The sequence below is a fragment of the Mycobacterium sp. 852013-50091_SCH5140682 genome, assembly GCF_001665685.1.
Lineage (GTDB): Bacteria > Actinomycetota > Actinomycetes > Mycobacteriales > Mycobacteriaceae > Mycobacterium.
Genome location: NZ_LZTB01000075.1, coordinates 16089 through 39365, shown reverse-complemented (window position 1 = coordinate 39365; position 23277 = coordinate 16089). Strand labels below are relative to the sequence as shown.

The following is a 23277-nucleotide window of genomic DNA, read 5'->3' as shown; positions in this document are numbered from 1 at the left end:
TACCTCTTGACGGACGAAATTGGTGTATGCCAATGTTACCTCCATCATATTGGCGTATACCAATTTGACCCCGTCACATTCACCCGAGAGGAACCGCACGTGGGCTCTACCGAAACTCGAAAAACCCCGCGGCTCGCGGTGCTGGTCGGCATCGCCGCCGCCAGCGTCGGTGTCATATACGGGTACGACCTGTCCAACATCGCCGGCGCCATGCTGTTCATCCCCAAGGAGTTCGACCTCGACACCGCGGGCGTGCAATGGATCACCACCATGGTGGTGATCGGTGAGATCGCCGGCGCGATCATCGGCGGGTGGCTGGCCAACCGGATCGGCCGCAAGAAGTCCGTGGTGCTGGTCGCAGTCACCTACGCGGTGTTCGCGCTGATGTGCGCGTTGTCGGTATCGGTGCCGATGCTCATGGTCGCCCGGCTGCTGCTAGGCGTCACCATCGGCGTCTCGGTGGTGGTGGTGCCGGTGTTCGTCGCCGAGTCTGCCCCCGCCGACATCCGCGGGTCACTGCTGGTCGCCTATCAGGTGGCCACCGTGGTCGGCATCATCATCGGCTATCTGGCCGCCTATGCACTGGCCGGATCCGGCGGTTGGCGCTGGATGCTCGGCCTGGCCGCCGTGCCCGCCGTCGTGGTCGCGCTCATCCTGATGCGCATGCCCGACACCGCACGCTGGTACATGCTCAAAGGCCGCACCGAAGAAGCGCGCCGCACGCTGCAGATGGTCGAACCCGAAGCGGACGTCGACGCCGAGTTGGCCGAGATCAGCAAGGCACTGCGCGAAGAACGCGGTGGGGCATTCCGCGAGATGCTGCGTCCGCCGTATCTGCGGGCCACCGTGTTCGTCGTCGTACTCGGGTTCTTCATCCAGATCACCGGCATCAACGCGATCGTGTACTACAGCCCGAAACTGTTCGAAGCCATGGGTTTTCACGGGAACTTCGCGCTGCTGATCCTGCCCGCCCTGGTCCAGGTCGCCGCCCTGATCGCGGTGTTCGTATCGCTGGTGCTCGTCGACCGGCTGGGCCGCCGGCCGATCCTGCTCGGTGGCATCGCCATGATGGTGCTGGCCAACGTGCTGCTGATCGGAGTCTTCATGGCAGGCGAGAACTTCGGCGGGGCGCTGACGGCGCTCGGCTTCGTCGGGGTGCTGCTGTTCACCGTCGGCTTCACCTTCGGCTTCGGCGCCCTGGTCTGGGTGTACGCGGGCGAGAGCTTCCCGTCGCGGCTGCGCTCGATGGGCTCCAGCGCGATGCTCACCTCTGACCTCGTGGCCAACGCGATCGTCGCGGGCTTCTTCCTGACCATGCTGCAGACGCTCGGCGGGTCGGGCACGTTCATGGTGTTCGGCGTCCTGGCCCTGCTGGCCTTCGCCTTCGTCTACAAATTCGCGCCGGAGACCAAAGGCCGCCAACTGGAGGACATCCGGCATTTCTGGGAGAACGGCGGCCAGTGGCCTGCCGCGACCGCCAGCGGCGCCGAGGCCGAGACGACCGGGCGATGAGCTCGGCAGCGGTGCTCGGTCTGGACATCGGCGGATCGAAGACCCAGGCCCTGCGGGTGGAGAATGGCACGGTGGTCGCCGAGGCCCTGGCCGGCAGCGCAAACATCTCGTCGGTGGGGCTCGAAGAAGCCGGCCGGCAGCTCGACGTCATCCTCGACCAGTTGGGCACCAACGGCGTCAAGGCAGTCTGTGCGGGTGCGGCGGGCGTCGAAACCCCCGACGGTGAGGCCCGGCTGCGTGATCTGCTGGCTCGTCGCCTGCCCTGCGCCCGCATCCGGGTGGTGCACGACAGCCAGCTGATCCTGGCCGCCGCCGGCGTCATGGACGGCATCGCCGTCATCTCCGGCACGGGCTCGGTGGCCTGGGGGCGCCACGGCGATCAGCAGAGCCGGGCCGGCGGCTGGGGCTACCTGCTCGGCGACGAAGGCAGCGGCTACTGGGTGGCCCGGGAAGCGCTGCGGCGCAGCCTGATCCGCGCCGACCGGGGTGAGCCCGCAGACCGGCTCGGCCAGCAGCTGGCCGCCGACTGCGGCCTGCAACTGCCCGAACAACTACTCGACCACTTCTACGCCCAGCCGGACCGGCGGTATTGGGCCGGACGAGCCCGAGTGGTGTTCGAGCTGGCCCGTGACGGCGACCCGGCGAGCCGCGACATCATCGACGCCGCCGCCGCGGCGTTGGCCGAGCTCGCGGTGTCGGTCGGCACGCGGCTCGGATCGCCCGGCCCGGTGGTGCTGGCCGGCGGCCTGGCCGTGCATCAGCCCGCACTGCAGAAGGCCGTGCGCACCCGATTGACCGAACAGCAGTTCACCGACGTGCGGGTTTTGTCCGTCGACCCCGTACGGGGTGCGGTGGAACTGGCCCAACGACTACTACTGACATGTGATCCCGAGAAGGAGAAAAAGTGAGCAACCTTGAAGCCGGCCCCGTGAGCGCCCCCGGCCACCTGATGGCCGCCGAGATCGCCGAACAACCGCAGGTTTGGCGCCGTCTGCTCACCGAAGGGCTCGACGCGATCCGGGCCGCTGCCGACCGGATCACCACGGCCGCACCACGTTTCGCCCAGTTGGTGGCCCGCGGCACCAGTGACCACGCCGCCCTGTACGCCAAGTACCTGATCGAGATCAAACACGGCCTGCCCGCGGGCCTGGTGTCGCCGTCGACCGTCACGGTCTACGGCGCGCGCCCCGATCTGCGCGACGTGCTCTACATCGCCGTCAGCCAGTCCGGCGGTTCGCCCGATCTGGTGCGCTCGGTGGAGGTGGCCCGGGCCCAGGGGGCCTTGACGGTCGCCGTGACCAACAACGCCGAATCCGACTTGGCCGCGGCCGCCGAGATCCACATCGACGTGCTCGCCGGTGCGGAACGCTCGGTGGCGGCGACCAAGTCCTACACCGCCGAACTGCTGGCCCTGCGCTTGCTGCTCAGCGGCGCCGACGGGGGCAGCACCGAGGCTCTGCCCGAACTCGGTGAGGCTGTGCTGGCCGCGGGCGAGCAGGTCCGCGAGGTCGCGCAGCGCTACCGCTTCGCCCAGCGACTCATCACCACCGCGCGCGGTTACTCCTACCCCACCGCCCGGGAAGCAGCTCTCAAACTGATGGAGACGTCGTACCTTTCGGCACAGGCATTCTCGGGTGCCGACCTGCTCCACGGACCGCTGGCCACCGTCGACCCGCAGGTGCCGGTGCTGGCCATCGTGCCCGACGGGGCAGGCGGGCAGGCCATGCTGCCGGTGCTGGAGCGGCTGGCCGAGCGGCACGCCGACGTGTTCGGCGTGGGCGCACCGGCGGCACTGGCCGGGCTGGCCGGCGGCATCGCCTTGCCCGCGGGGGTGCCCGACGAGCTGTCCCCGCTGCTGGAAATCCTTCCGCTGCAACAACTTGCGCTGCATCTGGCACTGGCCCGCGGCGGTGACCCGGACCAGCCGCGGGGGCTGCGCAAGGTTACGGAGACCCTGTGACACTGGTCGCGGCGGGCACCGTGGTGGCCGCCGACGCAGTGCACCGGCCCGGCTGGATCGAGATGGACGCGGACCGCATCATCGGCTGCGGCGCCGGTGCTCCCCCACGACCCGCCGATGTCGAACACCCGGACGCGGTCGTGGTGCCCGGATTCGTCGACATGCATGTGCACGGCGGTGGCGGTGCGTCCTACACCGACGGCGTGGCCGACGAAATCGTCCGTGCGTCAACGTTTCACCGCAGCCACGGCACCACAACCACGCTCGCCAGTCTGGTCACCGCGTCGCCGGCCGACCTGCTGCGCGAGGTCGCGGCGCTCACCGAAGCCACCGCTGCCGGTGTGGTGGCCGGCATCCATCTGGAAGGCCCGTGGCTCAGCTCGGCACGCTGTGGCGCCCAGGATGCCGCGCAGCTGCGCGAGCCCGATCCGACGGAGATCAAGGCCGTGCTGGCCGCCGCCGACGGTGCCATCCGCATGGTGACCATCGCACCCGAACTGCCCGGCGGCGACGACGCGATCCGGCTGCTGGTAGACGCCGGAGTCGTTGTCGCGGTTGGCCATACCGATGCCAGCTATCAGCAGGCCCACCGGGCGGTAGAACTGGGCGCCACGGTCGGCACGCATCTCTTCAACGCCATGCGGCCGCTGCACCACCGCGACCCCGGGCCCGCCATGGCCCTGCTGGAGGATCCGCGGGTCACCGTGGAGCTGATCGCCGATGGTGTGCACGTGCACCGCGCCCTGCTGCGCCACGTCATCGAGTTCGCCGGCGCAGAACGGGTCGCGCTGATCACCGACGCCATGGCCGCGGCTGGGCTGGCCGACGGGTCGTTCCGGCTCGGGACGCTCGACGTCGACGTCGCCGACCACGTCGCGCGCGTGCGGGGCATGTCGACCATCGCAGGCAGCACGGCGACGATGGACCGGATATTCCGGGCTGCCGTTGACCGTTCGACGTCCGACGATGCGCTGGCTGCCGCGGTACAGATGACGGCGACCACACCGGCCCGAACCCTGGGGCTCACCGACGTCGGCAGCATTTCACCGGGCCTGCGCGCCGATCTCGTGGTGCTCGACGCGGACCTTGCCGTGCACGCCGTGATGGCGAGCGGTCAGTGGCTGGACGAGCCGATCAGCCTCGACTCATCAGGGCGGTAATCGTCTCCGCGGCGGTCAGGGACCGGGTCACCATGCCGACCCCCTCACCGGCGTTCACCGGTGTGGCGTGGCCTGTGGCATCGACCAGTACGCGTTCGGGAATGCTTGCGGGCCAACCGTATCCGGAGGCGATGTCGAATTCTGAGGTCAGCGTCGTCGACCCGGCATCGGCGGCGAGCAACGCATCCCGCGCTGATTCCGGCGTGATGGCCTCGACACAGGTGGAGAACGCGGTGCCCACCCACGCCGCGGCGGCCCCTGCCGCCAGCACCGCGGCCACGCCGCGCGCCGAGGCGATACCACCGGCAGCGAGGACCGGTACCTCGACGGTGTCGAGCACCTCGGTGAGCAGAGGCAGGGTTCCGACGAGCGGCTTACCGTGCCCGCCACCCTCGGCGCCGCGGGCCACCAGCACATCCACCCCGGCGTCGACGGCGCGCCGCGCCGCGTCGACCGTGGCAACCTGCGTCGTCACGCGCACCCCGGCGTCGTGGGCCCGCCGCACCCATTCCCAGTCCTCACCGAAGCTCACGCTGAGCAACGCGGGCCGAGCGGCCAGCGCCTCGTCGAGCAGCTCCGGCTGATTGCTCATCACCCAGTGCACGAGGCCGATGCCGAACGGTCGGTCGAGGGAGCCCAGCGCGGCGAGTTCGCGCTTCAACAACTCGGCCGTCGCGGCGCTGCCCATGCCGATCATCCCGAGTCCGCCGGCCCGCGACACGGCCGCCGCCAACCGGCCGCCGGCCGCACCGCCCATGGGCGCGTTGACAATTGGCACATCCAGGCCCATCTCACGCGCCCAGCCGGTAACCCTGCTCACACCGGCCGATGCTACACTCGGGCCTGCCAGGATCTGGCACCGGACGAGGGTGGCACCGTACCCGGACAGCGACAAGACGGGCCTTGGAGGTCGGTCATGGCTTGGTGGATTCTGGTTGTTTCCGGTGTGCTGGAGGCGGTGTGGGCCACCGCCTTGAGCAAGTCCGCGGGTTTCACCCGTCTGGTCCCGTCCGCGATCTTCGTCGTCGCGTTGGCGCTGTCGATGGGTGGTCTGGCCATCGCGATGCGTAGCCTGCCGCCGGGCACCAGCTATGCGGTGTGGGTCGGCATCGGGGCCGTGCTGACCATCGCTTTTGCCATGGTGACGGGGGCGGAATCCGCGTCGGTGATCAAGGTGCTGCTGATGCTCGGCGTGGTCGGCTGCATCGTCGGGCTCAAGGTCGTCACCCACTAGATCGGGTTCGACGAAAGCGCACCGGCCGACGGCGGGCGGCGGGAGGATTCGGATATGAGTTCCGACGACCGTGTACAACAATTCAAGGAACGCCGCGACCGGATCGCCGAGGAGTACCTCAAGCCGGCCGACGCCCGCCCGGCGTCATCGGCGCGCGGACTGCATCACACCGCACTGGTCAGTGGCGACGTGGAGCGCACCGTCCGGTTCTACCAGGAGCTGCTGGAGTTTCCGCTGACCGAGATCATCGAGAACCGGGACTATCCGGGCTCGACGCATTTCTTCTTCGACATCGGCAACGGAAACCTGCTGGCGTTCTTCGATTTTCCCGGTCTCGACGTCGGCCCGTACCAGGAGGTTCTCGGCGGCCTGCACCACATCGCGATAAGCGTCGAACCGCAGCGCTGGCAGCATCTGCGCGACAAGCTCACCGCCGCCGGTGTGGACCTCGCCGAACACAGCGAGGTGTCGCTGTACTTCCGCGACCCCGACGGCGCGCGCATCGAGCTCATCGCCGATCCGCTGGGCGAGATGTACGGGTCGAAGGTCCTCTGAGGGCGGCTAGCGCCGCAGCAGCCGTGAAATGCCCAGCGCGCCAATCGCACCGGCTACCGCAGCGGCGATCAGCCCGGAGGCGCCGGGCCCCTCGTTGATTTGCACGCGCGTCGTGATCTGCGCCGGGTCGGGCGGTGGCACGGTCTGTTCGGCCAGGCTCTCCGCCGACGTCGCCGCCCACGCCGTGGCGAACAGGATCAACCGTGCGGTGACATAGGCGAACACCATGAGGCCCACCACGGGACCGAAGGTCGCCCCCGCCGGGCCTCGGGTGACCGACTGCAGATAGATCGACGCCACTTGCTTGAACAGCTCGAACCCGACGGCGGCCAGCAACCCGGCCCGTAGAGCACTGCGCAAGTGCACGGACTCGCGCGGCAACCGGGCGATGATCAAGCTGAACAACACCCACGAGATCAGCACCGAAACCAGGATGGACGCCACGCGCAGTCCGCCACCCAGCGCGGCGAAGTCGTGTAAGCCTATCCACCGCAACACTTTCCGCATCAACTCCGGGTCGCCCAGTGCGGTGAGCCCGATGGTGAGCACCATCGCCAGAAACGCCGACACCAGGGCCACCAGGTCCGACAGCTTGGTGCCGACGAAACTGGCATCGGTCTTGTGCTGCAGCCACATCTGGCTCAACGCCTCACGCAGGTTGGCCATCCAGCCGAGCCCGGCCCAGGCTGCGGTGGCCAGACCGATCACGCCGACGGTGCCACGGGACGCGATGGCGGAGTCCATCAGGGTGACCAACTGATGACCAAGGTCACCGGAGACCACCGACCGGATCCGGTTCTCGATGTCGGCGAGCAGGTCGGGCTTGCTGGCCAACACGAAACCGCCGAGCGCGAACCCGACCATGAGCAGAGGGAACAGCGAAAAGATGGTGAAGTAGGTGATTCCGGCGGCGTAGAAGTTGCCGTTGCAGTCGTTATAGCGATCCTGCGCACGCATCACCCGGTCGAACCACGGAAAGCGAGTCCGTAGCCGGTCAAGGAATCCCGGTTTCTCCTGATCGTTCACGCACCACCCTCCCCCGGGCGCCTACGACGTTTGCTGAAGAAACCCTATCGCGTCGTAAACCCGGGCGAGGGTCTTGCCGGCAACCTCCCGGGCCCGCTGAGCGCCTGCCGCCAGGACAGAGTCGAGTTCGGCCGGGTCGGCCAGTAGCTCATCGACCCTGGTCTTGATCGGTGCGACGAACTCGACGACCACCTCGGCGGTGTCCTTCTTCAGATCGCCATATCCGCGGCCGGCGTAATCCTGCACCAGCGTGTCGATCGCGGTTCCGGTGATCGCGGACTGGATGGTCAACAGGTTCGAGATGCCCGGCTTGTTCTCCGGATCGAACCGGATCTCCCGCTCACTGTCGGTGACCGCCGAGCGGATCTTCTTGGCGGTGGCCTTGGGATCGTCGAGCAGGCTGATCAGGCCGGCGTCGGTGGCCGCCGACTTGCTCATCTTGGCGGTCGGATCCTGCAGATCGTAGATCTTGGCGGTGGCCTTGGGGATCATCGCCTCGGGGACCACGAAGGCGCCAGGGAACTGACCGTTGAGCCGTTGCGCGAGGTCGCGCGCCAGTTCGAGGTGCTGGCGCTGATCCTCACCGACCGGGACCAGGTCGGTGTCGTAGAGCAGGATGTCGGCAGCCATCAACACCGGGTACGTGAACAGGCCGACGGTCGCGGCGTCCGTGCCCTGCTTCTGCGACTTGTCCTTGAACTGCGTCATCCGCGAGGCCTGCCCGAAGCCCGTGAAGCAGCCGAGCACCCAGGCCAACTGGCTGTGTTCGGCCACGTGACTCTGCACGAACACCGTGCTGCGGGCCGGGTCGATGCCGAGGGCCAGATACTGCGCCGCGGTGACCAGCGTGCGCCGGCGCAGCGTCGCGGGGTCCTGCGGGACCGTGATGGCGTGCTGGTCGACGACGCAGAAGAACGCGTCGTAGCCGTCCTGCAGCTGAGCCCAGTGGGTGACCGCGCCCAGCGCGTTGCCGAGGTGCAGAGAGTCGGAGGTGGGTTGGGCGCCGGAGAACACGACGCGTTTGCTTCCGCTAGTCATGATGGGGTCGATTTTCGCACTGCCGTCATCCGGTTTATTCACCGGTCAGCTGACGCAGCACGCGCAGGAACACCTCCCGGTCGCCTGCGGCGAGTTCTCCCAGCCAACGCTCCTCGCCGATCTGGATCTCGGCCTGCGCGGCGTCCTTGACGGCCCGCCCGGCTTCGGTGATGGCCAGCAACCGCACCCGGCGGTCCTCGGGGTCGGGACTGCGTTCGATGTACCCCTGCTGTTGCAGCTCGTCGAGGGTCGCGATGATGCGCGTCTTGTCCGCACCGATGGCCTCGGCCAGCGCGGCCTGGGTGCGCACGGGCGCCCGGTCCAGTGCCAGCAGCACGACGTAGCCCCACATGCTCAGGCCGTGCGCGGCCAACACGGGGAGCTCCGCGGCCGCCAGCTTGCGCAACAGCGGGGCCAGCATCGCCGCCAGGTCAGGACGCTTCGCCACCGCGCCATCGTAGGCATTGTCAATTCATAAGCTGTCGCTTATCGTATGCATATGCCTACTATTAATGCCGATGTCCGCCCCTACCACCGCAGCGCCGTGTTGCACTCCGTCGACGTCGTCAACACCGTCACGCCCGCAGACCTGGACCGGCCCACGCCGTGTGTGGGCTGGAATCTGGGAACCCTGCTCGATCACATGACTGTGCAGCACCGGGGCTTCGCGGCCGCCGCCCGCGGCAACGGCGCCGACGCCGAACTCTGGCGACCCACGACGGTCACCGACGCCGTGCGGGCCGATCCGGCAGGCACGTACGCCGCCGCCGCACAGGACGTGCTCGACGCGTTCGCCGCCGACGGCGTGACCGACGCGCAGTTCGCACTACCCGACTTCGGACCGGGCGCGACGTTCCCGGGCGCGATGGCGATCGGGTTTCATTTCGTCGACTACGTGGTGCACGGCTGGGACGTCGCCGCAACCCTGGGCGTGCCCTACGAACCGGCGGCCGACGTCGTCGCGGCGGTCCTGCCGCTGGTGATGATGATTCCCGACGGAGACTTTCGCGGCACTCCGGACGCGCCGTTCGGCCCGGCCGTCACCGCCTCCGGCACAACGGATTTCGAGAAAATCCTGGCACATCTCGGTCGGCGGCCCGACTGGGCTCAGGCGTAGTGCACGGTCACCGGGGAGTGGTCGGACCACCGCAGCGCATACAACTCAGCGCGATCGACGCGGGCGCTGACCGCCCTGGCGGCCAGCCCCGGGGTGGCCAGGTGGTAGTCGATGCGCCACCCCGCGTCGTTGTCGAACGCCTTGCCCCGCCATGACCACCAGCTGTAGGGGCCGGCGACATCGGGGTGCAGCTGACGCACCACATCGACCCAGCCGGTGGCCAGCAGCTCGGTCAGCCATTGGCGTTCGGCGGGCAGGAACCCGGCCTTCTTGACGTTGCCCTTCCAGTTCTTGATGTCGTTCTCGGTGTGGGCGATGTTCCAGTCCCCGCACACGACAGCTTCTCTACGTTTGCGGCGCAGCGCAGCCATCCGGTCGGCGACCGTCGCCATGAACCGCTCCTTCTCCCGCTGGCGGTCGGTCTCGGCCTCGCCGGTCGGGAAGTACACACTGACCACCGTGGCCCCTGCCGTGTCGGCCTCCAGATAGCGCCCGTGCGCGTTGAACTCGTCGGATTCCAGCAGCCGGACGGCGCTGATGGGATGCCGGGAGAGCACGGCAACCCCGTTGCGGCCCTTCACATGCGGCTCGGCCGAGGCCAGTGACCAACCGTCGGCCAGGGCCGGGGCGAGCGCGTCGGCGAGCTGCTCGTCGTCGGCACGCGTCTCCTGAAGACAGACCACCTCGGCGTCGGTCTCCTTGAGCCACGGCAGCAGGCCGAGGTTGTCGGTGGAGCGCTGCTTGACCGCGGCGCGAATGCCGTTGACGTTGATGGTGCTGACGATCAGCGAGCCTGGTGATGCCACGGCCGAGACCCTACCGACCCGCACCGACACACCCTTGCGGTACCGGCGGTATCACCTTAATGTCGGGCGAATGGCCGAACGCGCACCGATCCACCTTGGCGCCGACAACCCGGATGCCGAGCCGGTCCTGCTCCTGCACCCGTTCCTGCTGTCACAGAGCGTATGGAAGTACGTCGCCCCGGGGCTCGCCGAGCGCTACGAGGTATTCGCCCCGACCATGGCGGGGCACAACGGCGGCATCCCGGGGCCGGCGCTCCTCGACGTGGCGTCGCTGGCCGACGACGTCGAGCGCCGCCTCGACGAGCTGGGCTGGGGCACAGCACATATCGTCGGGAACTCACTGGGTGGCTGGGTCGCGTTCGAACTGGATCGCCGCGGCCGGGCGCGCACCCTCACCGGCATCGCGCCCGCGGGCGGCTGGGCCCGGTTCACGCCCGTCAAGTACGAGATCATCGCCAAATTCATGGCCGCGCTGCCGATCGTGGTCGCCACCGCGCTGCTCCGGCAGCGAGTGCTGAGCCTGCCGTTCGCACGGCAGATCACCTACCCCGCCGTCAGCGCCACCCCCGAGGGCCTCAACGACGGGGACCGCCGCGACCTCGTCGACGACGTGGCCCACTGCCGCGCCTACTACAAGCTGATGATCAGGGCTCTCACCACGCCGGGCCTGCTGGAGATCGCCCACTCACGCACCCCGACCCAGCTCGTGATCTGCGAGAAGGATCGGGTGCTGCCGGCACCCCGGTTCACCCGGCATTTCACCGACAGCCTCGCGCCGGGCTCGGTGATCAAGCGCCTCGACGGCGTCGGCCACGTGCCGATGTTCGAGGCGCCCACCACGATCACCGATGTGATCAGCGAGTTCATCGATCGCAAAACCGACACGGCCCGCGCGACCGGCTAGCGATCAACCAGCCGCGACGGTGATCACTTCCCCGTTGGGCCGTTGCGGCTGCCCGGTGTTGCGGTCGATCGGGAGCGGCAACGGCTGCAGGGGATGCCGGCGGATATCGAGCGTCTGATAGCCGATCAGGAGCACCATGGCGGCCACGAGCACCGCGGAGGCCCCGGCGTTACCCAACCCCAGCCCCCCGCGGGCAGGGCTCCTGCTGAGGATGTTGCCCACCTCGGCACCCCACGGGCGGGTCAGGATGAAAGCAATCCAGAACAGCAACGTGCCGTTGATGTCGGTGAGGTAGTGCGCGGCCAACAGCACGAGCATGGCCAGGGTCAGCACCAGAGCCGAGGTGCGCAGACCGACCCCAAGCCCGCCCGCCAGGTAGTCACCGGTCGAGGTGCCCAGGCTGTTGGAGAAGACGACGGCGATCCAGAACAGCACCTCACCGCTCAGGGCGGCGACGTTCTCGATGTTGAGGGTTTGACCGCTGCGCCACCAGACCATCAGCACGATTGCCAGTCCAGTGCCAAGGATCAGCGCGCCGGTGGCCTGACCCAAGCCGGACGTGTAGTTGATGAAGTCGGAGATCGTGGTGCCTGCCGTGCTGGTAAGGACCACCACAAGCCAGAACAGTGGCGGATGAAAGCGCCTGGCGCGCAACTGGATGGTCACGGCGACGAAGAAGATCGCGAGCAGCACCATCGCGGCGTGCAGAGTGCCCAGCCCCAGCGTCTGGGAGAAGTAGTCACCGCCGGTCTCGCCCAGTGTGGTGGCCAGGATTTTGATCGCCCAGAACAACGCCGTGATGTGCGGCAGCTTGCGCATCACATACTGGCCGGGCGGCAGGGACACAGCCGAACCATCGCACAGGTCGGCGCGCCGCACATGCTGCTGGCACGAGACGACAGCCAACCCACAGCCAGCGAGCCGCGGCTACGCCTGCAACGCGCCCTTGAGATGGTCGGCGATGGTGGACAGGAAGGCTTCGCTGGTCTGCCAGGCCTGGTCCGGCCCGATCAGCAGCGCGAGGTCCTTGGTCATCGCCCCGCCCTCGACCGTCTCGATGACCACGTGCTCGAGCGTCTCGGCGAAGCGCGCCACCTCGGGGGTGCCGTCCAGCTTGGCCCGGTGTTCCAGGCCCCGGGTCCAGGCGAAGATCGACGCGATCGGGTTGGTGGAGGTCGGCTTGCCCGCCTGGAACTGCCGGTAGTGCCGCGTGACGGTGCCGTGGGCGGCCTCGGCCTCGACGGTCTTGCCGTCCGGTGTCATCAGCACCGAGGTCATCAGCCCGAGCGAGCCGTAACCCTGTGCGACGGTGTCGGATTGGACGTCCCCGTCGTAGTTCTTGCAAGCCCAGACATAGCCGCCCTCCCACTTCAGGCAGGAGGCCACCATGTCGTCGATCAGGCGGTGTTCGTAGGTCAGGCCGCGCTTGTCGAACTCCGCCTTGAACTCCTCGTCGAAGATGCGCTGGAACTCGTCCTTGAACATCCCGTCGTAGCCCTTGAGGATGGTGTTCTTGGTCGACAGATAGACCGGGTAATCCTGTTGCAGCCCATAGGAGAACGACGCACGGGCGAAGTCCTGGATGGACTTCTTGAAGTTGTACATGCCCATGATGACGCCGCCGGCCTCCGGGATGTGCACGACCTCGTGCACCATCGGCTCGCTGCCGTCGTCCGGGGTGAACGTCACGGTGAAGGTGCCTGGCTTGTCCACCTTGGTGTTGAAGGCGCGGTACTGGTCGCCGAACGCGTGGCGGCCGATGATGATCGGCTTGGTCCAGCCCGGAACCAGGCGCGGCACGTTCTTGATCACGATCGGGGCGCGGAAGATGGTGCCGCCCAGGATGTTCCGGATGGTGCCGTTGGGCGAGAGCCACATCTTCTTGAGATTGAACTCCTTGACCCTGGCCTCGTCGGGCGTGATGGTCGCGCACTTGACGCCCACACCGTGGCGCTTGATGGCGTTGGCCGCGTCGATGGTGACCTGGTCGTCGGTCGCGTCGCGGTGTTCGATGCCGAGGTCGTAGTAGTCCAGGTCGATGTCGAGGTACGGCAGGATCAGCTGGTCCTTGATCATCTGCCAGATGATGCGGGTCATCTCGTCACCGTCGAGTTCGGCGACAGTGCCTTCGACTTTGATCTTGGACATGTGAGCCCGCACCCTCCTGCTCGTCGAACGTCTCTCGCGGCCACCCTACAAGGGCGGGCAGCCTCGATGACGTGGCCGCTTCCGTTACCCGGAAGTAGTGTGCCGGCCCCGCCGCAGCCCGATTGGAACACGTTCCAGTGGCCCTCGGCACCGACCCGCCAGAACGACCACTTGGTTCCCGCCCGCCGTCATGAGATATTCTTGGACGCGGTCATGAGTGCCAGCGATAAGCCCCGGCTTGCTGGCCGGCAACCCTCCAACCGCGGTGGGGTGCCCCGGGTGATGACCAGGTTGAGTAGCCGTCCGCGGCTGCAAGGCAAGCGCGGGTCCGAAGGTACGGGCCCCCAGAGAGACAGGGAAACCTGATGGAGGCCACCCATGTGCTGTCGTCCGTGAACTGTTCGCGTCCGTCCGCCGTCTGCACGTGCAGGCCTGACGCCCGGTAGCCGATTCACCCGACTTCATAGGAGACACCGACCATGACAACCCCCGACGCCTGGTCGTTCGAAACCAAGCAGATCCACGCGGGCCAGACACCCGACAGCGCGACCAACGCCCGAGCCCTGCCCATCTACCAGACCACGTCGTACACCTTCCGCGACACCGACCACGCGGCAGCGCTGTTCGGACTGGCTGAGCCGGGCAACATCTACACCCGGATCATGAACCCCACCACCGACGTAGTGGAACAGCGCATCGCCGCTCTCGAAGGCGGTGTCGCGGCGCTGTTCCTGTCCTCCGGGCAGGCCGCCGAGACGTTCGCGATCCTCAACCTCGCCAGCGCAGGCGATCACATCGTGTCGTCCCCGCGGCTGTACGGCGGCACCTACAACCTCTTCCACTACACGCTGCCCAAGCTCGGCATCGAAGTCAGCTTCGTGGAGGACCCCGATAACTTGGAGTCCTGGAGTTCCGCCATCCGGCCCAACACCAAGGCCTTCTTCGCGGAGACGATCTCCAATCCGCAGATCGACATCCTCGACATCCCGAACGTGGCCGCCGTGGCGCACGACAACGGCGTGCCGTTGATCGTCGACAACACCATCGCCACCCCGTACCTGATCCAGCCGATCGCCCACGGCGCCGACATCGTCGTGCACTCGGCCACCAAGTACCTCGGCGGACACGGCTCGGCGATCGCGGGCGTCATCGTCGACAGCGGGAACTTCGACTGGACCAACGGGAAGTTCCCCGGGTTCACCGAGCCGGACCCCAGCTACCACGGGGTGGTGTTCGCCGACCTCGGCGCACCCGCCTACGCGCTCAAGGCGCGGGTACAGCTGCTGCGGGATCTCGGGTCCGCAGCCGCACCTTTCAACGCCTTTCTCATCGCGCAGGGATTGGAAACGCTGTCGCTGCGCGTTGAACGCCATGTGTCCAACGCCCAGAAGGTCGCCGAGTACCTCGCAGGGCAACCCGACGTGATCTCGGTGAACTACGCCGGGCTGCCCAGCTCCCCCTGGTACGAGCTGGGCCGCAAGCTGGCCCCCAAGGGCACCGGCGCGGTGCTGGCGTTCGAGTTGGCTGGCGGCATCGAAGCCGGTAAAGCCTTCGTCAACGCGCTCACCCTGCACAGCCACGTCGCCAACATCGGTGACGTCCGTTCGCTGGTGATCCACCCGGCATCGACCACCCACCAGCAGCTCAACCCCGAGGAGCAGTTGGCCACCGGTGTCACCCCCGGGCTGGTGCGCCTTGCCGTCGGCCTGGAGGGCATCGACGACATCCTGGCCGACCTGGACCAGGGTTTCGCTGCCGCCCGCCCGTTCCGCGCCGCCGATCAGGCCACGGCGACGGTGTGAGGAACGTGAGAACAGCACAGTGACCATCACCGAGATCCCCACCGTGTCCCCTGACCATTCCCCCGCCCAGCTGCCCGACGAAGGCGAGCTGGGTCTGGTGAACATCGGCGCGCTGCGCCTCGAGAACGGCACCGTCCTACCCGATGCCACCATCGCCGTGCAGCGCTGGGGTGAGCTGTCCCCGAACCGCGACAACGTCGTGGTGGTGCTGCACGCACTGACCGGAGACTCCTACATCACCGGTCCTGCCGGTCCCGACCACCCCACCCCCGGGTGGTGGGACGGTGTCGCCGGCCCGGGTGCCCCGATCGACACCGACCGCTGGTGCGCGATCTCCACCAACGTGCTCGGCGGGTGCCGAGGCTCCACGGGACCCGGCTCGCTTGCTCCTGACGGAAAGCCTTGGGGCTCAAGGTTTCCCCAGATCACCATCCGCGACCAGGTAGAGGCCGACCGGGCCGCGCTTGCGGCGCTCGGCATCACCAAGGTCGCGGCCGTGGTCGGTGGCTCGATGGGCGGCGCCCGCGCGCTGGAGTGGCTGGTCGGCCATCCCGACGAGGTCGGCGCCGGTTTGGTACTCGCGGTCGGGGCACGCGCGACCGCCGACCAGATCGGTACCCAGAGCAGCCAGGTCGCCGCCATCAAGACCGACCCGGACTGGCAGGGCGGCGACTACTACGGCACCGGCCGCGAACCGCTGACCGGCATGGAGATCGCCCGGCGATTCGCACACCTCACCTACCGCGGCGAAGAGGAACTGGACGCCCGGTTCCGCAACGACGCGCAAGGGGGCGAAGATCCGGGTAACGGCGGCCGCTACGGCGTGCAGAGCTACCTGGAGTACCAGGGCGGCAAGCTCGCCGCCCGGTTCGATCCCGGCACCTATGTCGTGCTCTCCGACGCACTGTCCAGCCACGACGTCGGCCGCGGCCGCGGCGGGGTGCGGGCCGCGCTGCGCGGTTGCCCGGTTCCGGTGATCGTCGGCGGGATCACCTCCGACCGGCTCTACCCGATCCGCCTGCAGGAGGAGCTCGCCGAACTGCTTCCCGGGTGCCGCGAACTGGACGTCGTCGACTCCGAGTACGGGCACGACGGATTCCTTGTCGAGACCGAGGTGGTCGGCAAGCTGGTGCGCCGAACACTGGAGCTGATACCGAGGTGAGCGTGTCGGGTCCGCAGCGTTCCCTCTCATTCGGCTCGGAGGCCGCAGCCTATGAACGCGGCCGCCCGTCCTATCCACCAGAAGCGATCGACTGGCTGTTACCCGCAGGCGCGACGGACGTGCTCGACCTGGGTGCGGGCACCGGCAAGCTCACCACCCGGCTCGTCGAGCGTGGTCTGAACGTGATCGCCGTCGATCCGATCCCGGAAATGCTGGAGTTGCTGACGAATTCGCTGCCCGACACGCCGGCGCTGCTGGGCACCGCCGAGGAGATCCCGTTGGCGGACAACAGTGTCGACGCCGTGCTGGTCGCCCAGGCCTGGCACTGGTTCGATCCGGAGCGGGCGGCGGCCGAGGTCAGCCGGGTGCTACGCCCGGGCGGGCGGCTGGGCCTGGTGTGGAACACCCGCGACGAGCGGATGGGCTGGGTCAAGGACCTGGGGCAGCTCATCGGTCACGAAAATGATCCGTTCAACCACGAGGTGACGCTGCCCGCGCCGTTCGCCGATACCGAACGTCAGCAGGTCGAGTGGACGAGTTATCTGACGCCGCAAGCTCTTATCGATCTCGTGGCCTCACGTAGCTACTGCATCACCTCGCCCGAGCAGGTGCGCACGCGCACGCTGGGGCAGGTCCGCGAGCTGCTGGCCACGCACCCGGCGCTGGCCAACAGCTCCGGTTTGGCGCTGCCGTACGTGACGGTGTCCATCCGGTCGACGCTGTCCTGATCGTCGGCGGATCACAACAAGCTGCGTGCCTTCCGACGACACTCGTCGGCCAGCCGCTGCTCACGACCGAACAGCAGGCCGAAGGTGAAGCCGTTTTCACCGACGGTCGTTCCACCCGACAGTGCCATGCGGCGCAAATGGGCAGACGCGACCACGGTGTCCTGATGGTCGCCCAGAACTGACTGAAAGCGCTTGTAGTGCTTGGTCGTTCGCTTGGCTTTCGTGGAGCCACCGATATCTGCACACAGCTCGGCGGCGTACCGGGCGCGCTTGGCTGCTTTGCGTGCGCGATGCAGCAGCGCGTCGTCTACGTCGTCGTCACCGAGGGCAGCGGACAGTCGTCGATCGGCTTTCCGCTGGGCTTTGCGCGCCCGCTTGATCAGTTCCCTCGTCGTCATCTCAGGATCCACCGGCGGCGCAGTGCGCCACGTTCGCAGCGCCGCCAAGATCGCGAGGTAACGCGGAGAGTCCATGGCCTCGGTGATTTTGGCGCGCGCGGGAAGCTCGATGGCCTGCAGGTCGCTTCGCACGCGGGTGCGCACCGGGCCGAGGATCAGGTCCTCGGGGAACTCGTCGAGCGCCGTCATGAATCTGCGGTGCTGGACCTGGCAATCGCGCACGTCACCGAGCAGCCCGGCGAACCATCGCAGCTCGCCGTCGAGATCACCGATGGCCGACTGGTCCAACACCTTGCCGAACACCCGTAGCGTGCTCCGCAACCGCCGGATCGCCACCCGCGTGTCGTGGATGGGGTCCTGACCGCGCCGCAACCCGATATCACCGGCGACGATCTGGTCGATCTGGGTGCCCACATACCGCAACAACGCCTGCGCCGCCCGCGACACGGGCTCGACCGTCGGCAGCGGAGGCGCGATATGGGACAGCTTCGACGGATAGGAGGACGGCCGAGCGCCCGCGGCCGCCAGCCGGTTCGCCAATCGCTTGGGCATCGATCGGGTCCGGGGACCGAGTTCGGCTTCGACCTCACGCCACGCCAGCAGCCGCTCGTCCGCCCACGCACGCACCGAGTCGTCGGCGATTTCTGCGTAGAGTTCCCCGTCTTCGGCCGTGCGGAGCCGGTAGCGGTTGCGGACGGTGTGGACCGTCGCGATGCTGTCCAGACGCTTGCCGAGGCTCACCCCCGTGAGCAGCTCACTGACGGCCTCAGGCAGCCCATCGGTGGGCGGCCAATGCAGCTCCACGCGTCCCTCGGCCGCCGGCACCTTCACCTGCCATCCGACGTCGTCGTCACCGGTGCGACGACGAAGCAAGATGCCGTGGGTCTGCAGGTCGCGCTCGGCGGTGTCGTAGTACTCACTGGTCAAGTCGACGACGTCATGCTCGACGTGAACATCCGTGAACATATTGGGGAGATCCGGCAACTGGAACTGGTCATCGACGTCCCACTTGCGTTCCCGCTCGAGAACCTCGTGCATACCCGGAGGGATTTCCACCTGGTCACACGGTCAAACCAGGTTCTCGAAGGTCGCCTCAGGCGCTGAGCTCGGCGGCGCCCGCGTCCTGGGCGCCGAACCATCGCTGCAGCGCGTCGGTCAAACCACCATCATCGGATCCGTCTGCGGCCCAGGCGACGTAGCCGTCGGGCCGGATCAACACCGCGACCGGCCCGTCGACCACCCGCGCCCGGACGGTCTCGACGCGGTCGGACCATCCCTGCGCGGTATCGGCGTAGCCGCCCCACGAATCGATCAGCACCGACCGGCCGGCTCGCATCAGTTCGGCGACCCGACGCCCGTCGTCGAGAACCAACTCGGGCACCATCGACCCGCCGAGCGGGTGTCCCCCGGAGCCCATGTCGTAGGGCAGATCGGAGCCGGCAATCACGTTCGCGATGTGCGTCGAGCCGTCCGGTGTCGCCAGCAGTTCAGCGAAAAGTGTTCGCAGCGCGGCAACTTCGGGACCTGCCGCCATCAGCGCGGCCTGCGCCATCGACTGCGTCATCACCCGCTGGCCGACCGGGTGACGTTCGGTGTGGTAGCTGTCCAACAGTCCTGGCGGAGCCCAGCCGTTCAGTTCGGCAGCCAGCTTCCAGCCGAGGTTCATCGCGTCCTGCATGCCCAGGTTCAGCCCCGGACCACCCATCGCCGAGTGCACATGGGCGGCATCGCCGACCAGGAACACGTTGCCGGCCCGGTACCGGTCGGCCTGCCGAGTGTTCTGGCCGTTGATGCGCCGCAACGCATGTGGCCCCTCACCGGGCGGCGGCCCGAGGGGCAGATCCACCCCGATCACCCGGGCCGCGCTCTCCCGCAGTTCCGCAAGCGTCAGCGGCGGAGCGTCGTCGGGCAGCACGCCACCGTACTCGATCGTCCCGACCATCGGCCGGCTCGGCTCGAACTCGGCGTAGATCAGCACGCCACCGTCGAACCTGTTGTGCCCGAACGGGATATGCCCGAACCCGGGGAGGTTCAGACCGCCGTCGCCGGAGCGCAGCTCATCCGGCACGCTGACATGTGCGATCCGGCCGACCACGTCGGTGGTGAACCCGGGGAACTCGATGCCGACGCTTTTCCTGACGAAGCTGCGGCCGCCGTCGGCGCCGACGAGGTAGCGGGCGTCCAGCCGGTAGGAGCCCCCGGCAGAGGTCACCGACAGCGTGACACCGTCGGCGCGCGAATCGATTCCGGTGAGCTCATGGCCCCAGCGGACCTTCACGCCGAGGGATTCCACCCAGTCGACCAGGGTGCGCACCACGCGGGGTTGCTGAATCATCATGCCGTACATGGGATTGTCGGACACGCCAAGGAAAGGCAGCCGCATACCCGCGAAGATGTAGCCGGGCATCGGTTGCGGAGGGTCGGCCGAGCCGCTGAGCATCGAGTAGAGGCCCCGCAGGTCGAGCGCCCGAACCGCCTGTCCGACAATCCCGTTGGCCTTCAGTTCGGTACTCGGAGCGGGCAGCTGCTCGAGCACGACGGGACGAATGCCTGCCAACGCGAGCTCCCCCGCCAGCAACAGGCCGTTGGGCCCGGCACCCGATATGACGACGTCCGTCTTCTCGTTCATTTCTTCCTTTCGGGTTCAGGCAGCCCGGCGGTGACGGCCGCGAACCCCTGACGCAGTAGTGCGGGAAATGACACCGGTGGGTCGGCGTTTGCGTATTGATCCATCGCGACGTCGCCGATGGCGCGGACGACGGCCACCACCAGCTGTGGATACATGTCGTGCACGGGGTCCGTGCCGGTGCGTTCGGCGATGACGGCCACCCATTCGTCGAACATCGCGCGGAACGTCGCATCGCGGATCTCCGGAACCATCAACAGTTTTCGGACCTCGGCAAGCTGCTGACGGGTCGGCAGCACATTCTCCGCGCCGTACATGTCCTCGAAGTCCTCGTCGAGCGGCTCCAACACGGCCTCCATGACCGATGTCCACAATGGCTCGTCGGCCGGTCTGTTACGCAGCGTCTCGATGCTGCGCCGCATGCGTTCGACCTGACGGTATGCCAGTGCGTCGTACTTGCCCGCGAAGTAGTTGGTGAAGGTGCGCAACGAGACACCCGCCACATTGGCGATGTCTTCGCGGGTGACGTTCTCCAGCCCACGCTCGAACATGAGTCTCAGTGCGGCGTCGCTGAGCGCCCGCCGGGTGTCGAGTTTCTTGCGTTCCCTCAGCCCCACGCCGACCACGGTAACGCAATCTTGCCCGTCGGGCAATATTTCCTATCGGGCAAGTTTTGGCGGATCGCCGAGACTCACACCGGGGACAGACCGCTAACTGGTGCCCAGCGGGTCGATGGTCCACGCGATGTAGAGCACCGCCGCGCTGACGGTGGCGGTGGTGACGAAATCGATCGCCCGGGTGCGCACCACCAGCAGACCGGCCCGATCGTCGGTCAGCGTCAGCCGCAACGCCGCGGCCACCCCGACACCGATGCCGATGACGAGCGCGCCACGGCGCCAGTAACCCGCCACGACCAAGGCGAACGCCGCGACGAAGATCAGCCCGACCACGAGGATCGGCCACTGCCCGGCGAACACCTTGCGGACGAATTCCCGGGCGGTCACGCCAGTTTCGACTCTTCGAGCTCGACGACGTTGGTCAGCAGGAACGCCCGCGTCAGCGGCCCGACACCGCCGGGATTCGGTGATACGTGCCCGGCCACCTCCCAGACGTCGGGAGCCACGTCGCCGGTTAGCTTGTCGTTCACCCGGCTCACGCCGACGTCGACGACCGCAGCGCCCGGCTTGACCATGTCCGCGGTCAGCAGGTGCGGCACACCGACCGCGGCGATGATGATGTCGGCCTGCCGGGTGAGGCTGGGAAGATCGCGAGTTCCGGTGTGGCACAACGTCACCGTGGCATTCTCCGAACGCCGCGTGAGCAGCAGACCCATCGGCCGGCCGACGGTCACACCACGACCCATCACCACCACGTGGGCCCCGGCGATCGGCACGTCGAACCGGCGCAGCAGGTGCACGATGCCGCGCGGCGTGCAGGGCAGCGGCGCCTCTTTGCCGAGCACCAACCGGCCAAGGTTGGTCGGATGCAGCCCGTCGGCGTCCTTCATCGGATCGATGCGCTCAAGCGCGGAGTTCTCGTCGAGATGCTTCGGCAGGGGCAGTTGCACGATGTAGCCCGTGCAGTCCGGGTTGGCGTTGAGTTCGTCGATGGTTGCGTCCAACTCGGCCTGCGAGATGTCGGCGGGCAGGTCGCGGCGGATGGAGTTGATGCCGACCTTCGCGCAGTCGGCATGCTTGCCGCGCACATAGGCCTGCGACCCTGGGTCGTCACCGACCAGTACGGTGCCCAGGCCGGGCGTGCGGCCCGCAGCGGTCAACTTCGCTACGCGTTCCTTGAGATCGGTGAAGATCTCGTCGCGCGTGGCCTTACCATCCAGCGTTATCGCACCCACACTGTCATTCTTGCAGGCCGCGTGGCAGGCTCCCGCTATGCACAGTTCTGCGGATGTGTTCAGTGAGGCCAAGTTGGGCCCGGTGACGTTGCGCAACCGCGTCATCAAGGCCGCCACGTTCGAAGCGTCGACACCGGACGCCCTGGTCACCGACGACCTCATCAAGTACCACCAGCTGCCCGCGGCAGGCGGGGTCGGCATGACGACCGTGGCCTACTGCGCGGTCTCCCCCGGCGGCCGCACCGACGGTTGGCAGATCTGGATGCGCCCGGAGGCCCTGCCCGGACTGCGGCGGCTCACCGAAACGATCCACGGCGAAGGCGCGGCGATCAGCGCCCAGATCGGCCACGCGGGACCGGTGGCCAACGCCCGCACCAACAAGGCCCCGGCGCTGGCTCCCGTGCGGTTCTTCAACCCGCTGTCCATGCGGTTCGCCCGCAAGGCCACCGTCGACGACATCCGCGACGTGATGGCGGCCCACGCCAACGCCGCACGGCTGGCCATCGACGCCGGATTCGACGCGGTCGAGGTACATCTCGGCCACAACTATCTGGCCAGCTCGTTCCTCAGCCCGCTGATCAACCGCCGCTCCGACGAGTTCGGCGGTTCCCTGCAGAACCGCGCCAAGGTGGCGCGCGGCGTGGTGCGCGCGGTACGCGACGCCGTCGACAAACACGGCGACCGCCGGATCGCGGTGACCGCCAAGCTCAACATGAGCGACGGGGTGCGCTGCGGCATCTCGACCGAGGAGTCACTGCAGACCGCCAAATGGCTCGAGGAGGACGGCGGACTGGATGCCATCGAGCTGACCGCGGGCAGCTCACTGGTGAACCCGATGTACCTGTTCCGCGGCGGCGCGCCGGTCAAGGAGTTCGCGGCCAACTTCAAACCGCCGATCAGCTGGGGCATCCGGATGAGTGGCCATAAGTTTTTCCGCGAATACCCCTACCGCGAGGCCTACCTGCTGCGCGACGCCAAGCTGTTCCGCGCCGAACTGCAGCTGCCGCTGATCCTTCTGGGCGGCATCACCAACCGCAACACCATGGACCTCGCGATGGCCGAGGGCTTCGACTTCGTCGCCATGGGCCGCGCGCTGCTCGCCGAACCCGATCTGATCAACCGCATCAAGAACGAGGACACTGCGGGATCGGTCACGTCGCTGTGCACGCACTGCAACCAGTGCATGCCGACGATTTACCGCCACACCCACTGTGTGGTCACCGGAGCGCCCGATTCTCTGTCAATCTGA

General features: G+C 67.7%; 24 protein-coding genes and 2 riboswitches. Of the genes, 12 read left to right on the top strand and 12 right to left on the bottom strand.

Annotated features, from left to right (window positions below; genetic code table 11):
* The first annotated feature begins 99 nt into the window (after positions 1-99).
* The 4 genes from A5784_RS21020 to nagA are packed head-to-tail and all read left to right on the top strand — an operon-like array spanning position 100 to position 4632.
* Positions 100-1512: a sugar porter family MFS transporter gene (locus A5784_RS21020; RefSeq protein WP_064946829.1), complete on the top strand. Its 1413-nt coding sequence runs from the start codon at positions 100-102 to the stop codon at positions 1510-1512.
* Entirely contained in the window at positions 1509-2420 is a 912-nt protein-coding gene (locus A5784_RS21015; protein WP_064946900.1) for an N-acetylglucosamine kinase, read from the top strand. The genes A5784_RS21020 and A5784_RS21015 overlap by 4 nt, the downstream gene beginning before the upstream one ends.
* Positions 2421-2461: 41 nt before the next feature.
* Positions 2462-3472 carry an SIS domain-containing protein gene (locus tag A5784_RS21010; RefSeq protein WP_197514826.1) on the top strand — a complete coding sequence of 337 codons (1011 nt, stop codon included), beginning with the start codon at positions 2462-2464 and terminating at the stop codon, positions 3470-3472.
* Positions 3469-4632: an N-acetylglucosamine-6-phosphate deacetylase gene (gene nagA / locus A5784_RS21005; protein WP_064946827.1), complete on the top strand. Its 1164-nt coding sequence runs from the start codon at positions 3469-3471 to the stop codon at positions 4630-4632. Before A5784_RS21010 ends, nagA begins: the two co-directional genes overlap by 4 nt.
* On the opposite strand, the gene A5784_RS21000 is transcribed toward nagA, so the two are convergent.
* Positions 4607-5422, bottom strand: coding sequence for a nitronate monooxygenase (locus A5784_RS21000; protein ID WP_064946826.1), 816 nt, complete (start codon positions 5420-5422; stop codon positions 4607-4609). The genes nagA and A5784_RS21000 overlap by 26 nt on opposite strands.
* A 50-nt stretch (positions 5423-5472) precedes the next feature.
* Positions 5473-5537: riboswitch (guanidine-III (ykkC-III) riboswitch) on the top strand.
* A gap of 11 nt (positions 5538-5548) precedes the next feature.
* Here A5784_RS21000 and A5784_RS20995 point away from each other — a divergent pair.
* Both A5784_RS20995 and A5784_RS20990 read left to right on the top strand, forming a co-directional pair.
* Positions 5549-5866 carry a DMT family transporter gene (locus A5784_RS20995; RefSeq protein ID WP_064946825.1) on the top strand — a complete coding sequence of 106 codons (318 nt, stop codon included), beginning with the start codon at positions 5549-5551 and terminating at the stop codon, positions 5864-5866.
* Between the two features lie 54 nt (positions 5867-5920).
* Positions 5921-6421: a VOC family protein gene (locus tag A5784_RS20990; RefSeq protein WP_064946824.1), complete on the top strand. Its 501-nt coding sequence runs from the start codon at positions 5921-5923 to the stop codon at positions 6419-6421.
* Positions 6422-6427: 6 nt separating this feature from the next.
* Here A5784_RS20990 and yhjD read toward each other — a convergent pair whose 3' ends face one another.
* Genes yhjD through A5784_RS20975 form a run of 3 tightly spaced genes read right to left on the bottom strand, consistent with a single transcriptional unit; the run spans position 6428 to position 8906 of the window.
* On the bottom strand, positions 6428-7447 hold the full coding sequence (yhjD, locus tag A5784_RS20985) for an inner membrane protein YhjD (RefSeq protein WP_064946823.1): 1020 nt from the start codon (positions 7445-7447) through the stop codon (positions 6428-6430).
* 21 nt (positions 7448-7468) lie between these two features.
* Entirely contained in the window at positions 7469-8485 is a 1017-nt protein-coding gene (gene trpS, locus A5784_RS20980) for a tryptophan--tRNA ligase (protein ID WP_064946822.1), read from the bottom strand.
* Positions 8486-8519: 34 nt separating this feature from the next.
* Positions 8520-8906 (bottom strand): MarR family winged helix-turn-helix transcriptional regulator, encoded by a 387-nt coding sequence (locus A5784_RS20975; RefSeq protein ID WP_064946899.1) that lies wholly within the window; start codon positions 8904-8906, stop codon positions 8520-8522.
* Positions 8907-8978: 72 nt separating this feature from the next.
* Here A5784_RS20975 and A5784_RS20970 point away from each other — a divergent pair, with 72 nt between their 5' ends.
* Positions 8979-9602 carry a TIGR03086 family metal-binding protein gene (locus A5784_RS20970; RefSeq protein WP_064946821.1) on the top strand — a complete coding sequence of 208 codons (624 nt, stop codon included), beginning with the start codon at positions 8979-8981 and terminating at the stop codon, positions 9600-9602.
* On the opposite strand, the gene A5784_RS20965 is transcribed toward A5784_RS20970, so the two are convergent.
* Positions 9593-10390, bottom strand: coding sequence for an exodeoxyribonuclease III (locus A5784_RS20965; RefSeq protein WP_064946898.1), 798 nt, complete (start codon positions 10388-10390; stop codon positions 9593-9595). The two genes, A5784_RS20970 and A5784_RS20965, sit on opposite strands and share 10 nt — an antisense overlap.
* 88 nt (positions 10391-10478) lie before the next feature.
* On the opposite strand from A5784_RS20965, the gene ephH reads away from it, so the two are divergent.
* Entirely contained in the window at positions 10479-11312 is an 834-nt protein-coding gene (ephH, locus tag A5784_RS20960) for an epoxide hydrolase EphH (RefSeq protein ID WP_064946820.1), read from the top strand.
* A 3-nt stretch (positions 11313-11315) separates the two neighbouring features.
* Here the strand turns inward: ephH and A5784_RS20955 are convergent, their stop codons facing one another.
* Both A5784_RS20955 and A5784_RS20950 read right to left on the bottom strand, forming a co-directional pair.
* A complete protein-coding gene (locus A5784_RS20955) occupies positions 11316-12158 on the bottom strand; it encodes a COG4705 family protein (protein WP_232006169.1) in 843 nt (280 codons plus the stop codon).
* Between the two features lie 81 nt (positions 12159-12239).
* Positions 12240-13460, bottom strand: a complete 1221-nt coding sequence (locus A5784_RS20950; protein WP_064946819.1) for an NADP-dependent isocitrate dehydrogenase — start codon at positions 13458-13460, stop codon at positions 12240-12242.
* 209 nt (positions 13461-13669) lie between these two features.
* A riboswitch (SAM riboswitch) is annotated at positions 13670-13789 on the top strand.
* Between the two features lie 150 nt (positions 13790-13939).
* On the opposite strand from A5784_RS20950, the gene A5784_RS20945 reads away from it, so the two are divergent.
* Genes A5784_RS20945 through A5784_RS20935 form a run of 3 tightly spaced genes read left to right on the top strand, consistent with a single transcriptional unit; the run spans position 13940 to position 17152 of the window.
* Positions 13940-15262 carry a bifunctional o-acetylhomoserine/o-acetylserine sulfhydrylase gene (locus A5784_RS20945; protein ID WP_064946818.1) on the top strand — a complete coding sequence of 441 codons (1323 nt, stop codon included), beginning with the start codon at positions 13940-13942 and terminating at the stop codon, positions 15260-15262.
* Positions 15263-15305: 43 nt separating this feature from the next.
* On the top strand, positions 15306-16424 hold the full coding sequence (gene metX, locus A5784_RS20940; protein ID WP_502687532.1) for a homoserine O-acetyltransferase MetX: 1119 nt from the start codon (positions 15306-15308) through the stop codon (positions 16422-16424).
* A complete protein-coding gene (locus tag A5784_RS20935; RefSeq protein ID WP_064946817.1) occupies positions 16421-17152 on the top strand; it encodes a class I SAM-dependent methyltransferase in 732 nt (243 codons plus the stop codon). Before metX ends, A5784_RS20935 begins: the two co-directional genes overlap by 4 nt.
* An 11-nt stretch (positions 17153-17163) precedes the next feature.
* Here A5784_RS20935 and A5784_RS20930 read toward each other — a convergent pair whose 3' ends face one another.
* From A5784_RS20930 to A5784_RS20910, 5 genes are all read right to left on the bottom strand, one after another.
* Positions 17164-18606, bottom strand: coding sequence for a CYTH and CHAD domain-containing protein (locus A5784_RS20930; protein ID WP_502687531.1), 1443 nt, complete (start codon positions 18604-18606; stop codon positions 17164-17166).
* A gap of 37 nt (positions 18607-18643) precedes the next feature.
* Entirely contained in the window at positions 18644-20179 is a 1536-nt protein-coding gene (locus A5784_RS20925) for an FAD-dependent monooxygenase (RefSeq protein ID WP_064946815.1), read from the bottom strand.
* Positions 20176-20793, bottom strand: coding sequence for a TetR/AcrR family transcriptional regulator (locus A5784_RS20920; protein ID WP_064946895.1), 618 nt, complete (start codon positions 20791-20793; stop codon positions 20176-20178). Before A5784_RS20920 ends, A5784_RS20925 begins: the two co-directional genes overlap by 4 nt.
* Positions 20794-20886: 93 nt before the next feature.
* Complete coding sequence (locus tag A5784_RS20915) at positions 20887-21180, bottom strand: DUF3017 domain-containing protein (RefSeq protein ID WP_064946814.1); 294 nt, start codon at positions 21178-21180, stop codon at positions 20887-20889.
* Entirely contained in the window at positions 21177-22028 is an 852-nt protein-coding gene (locus A5784_RS20910) for a bifunctional methylenetetrahydrofolate dehydrogenase/methenyltetrahydrofolate cyclohydrolase (RefSeq protein ID WP_064946813.1), read from the bottom strand. Before A5784_RS20910 ends, A5784_RS20915 begins: the two co-directional genes overlap by 4 nt.
* Positions 22029-22065: 37 nt before the next feature.
* Here A5784_RS20910 and A5784_RS20905 point away from each other — a divergent pair, with 37 nt between their 5' ends.
* Positions 22066-23277, top strand: coding sequence for an NADH:flavin oxidoreductase (locus A5784_RS20905; RefSeq protein WP_064946812.1), 1212 nt, complete (start codon positions 22066-22068; stop codon positions 23275-23277).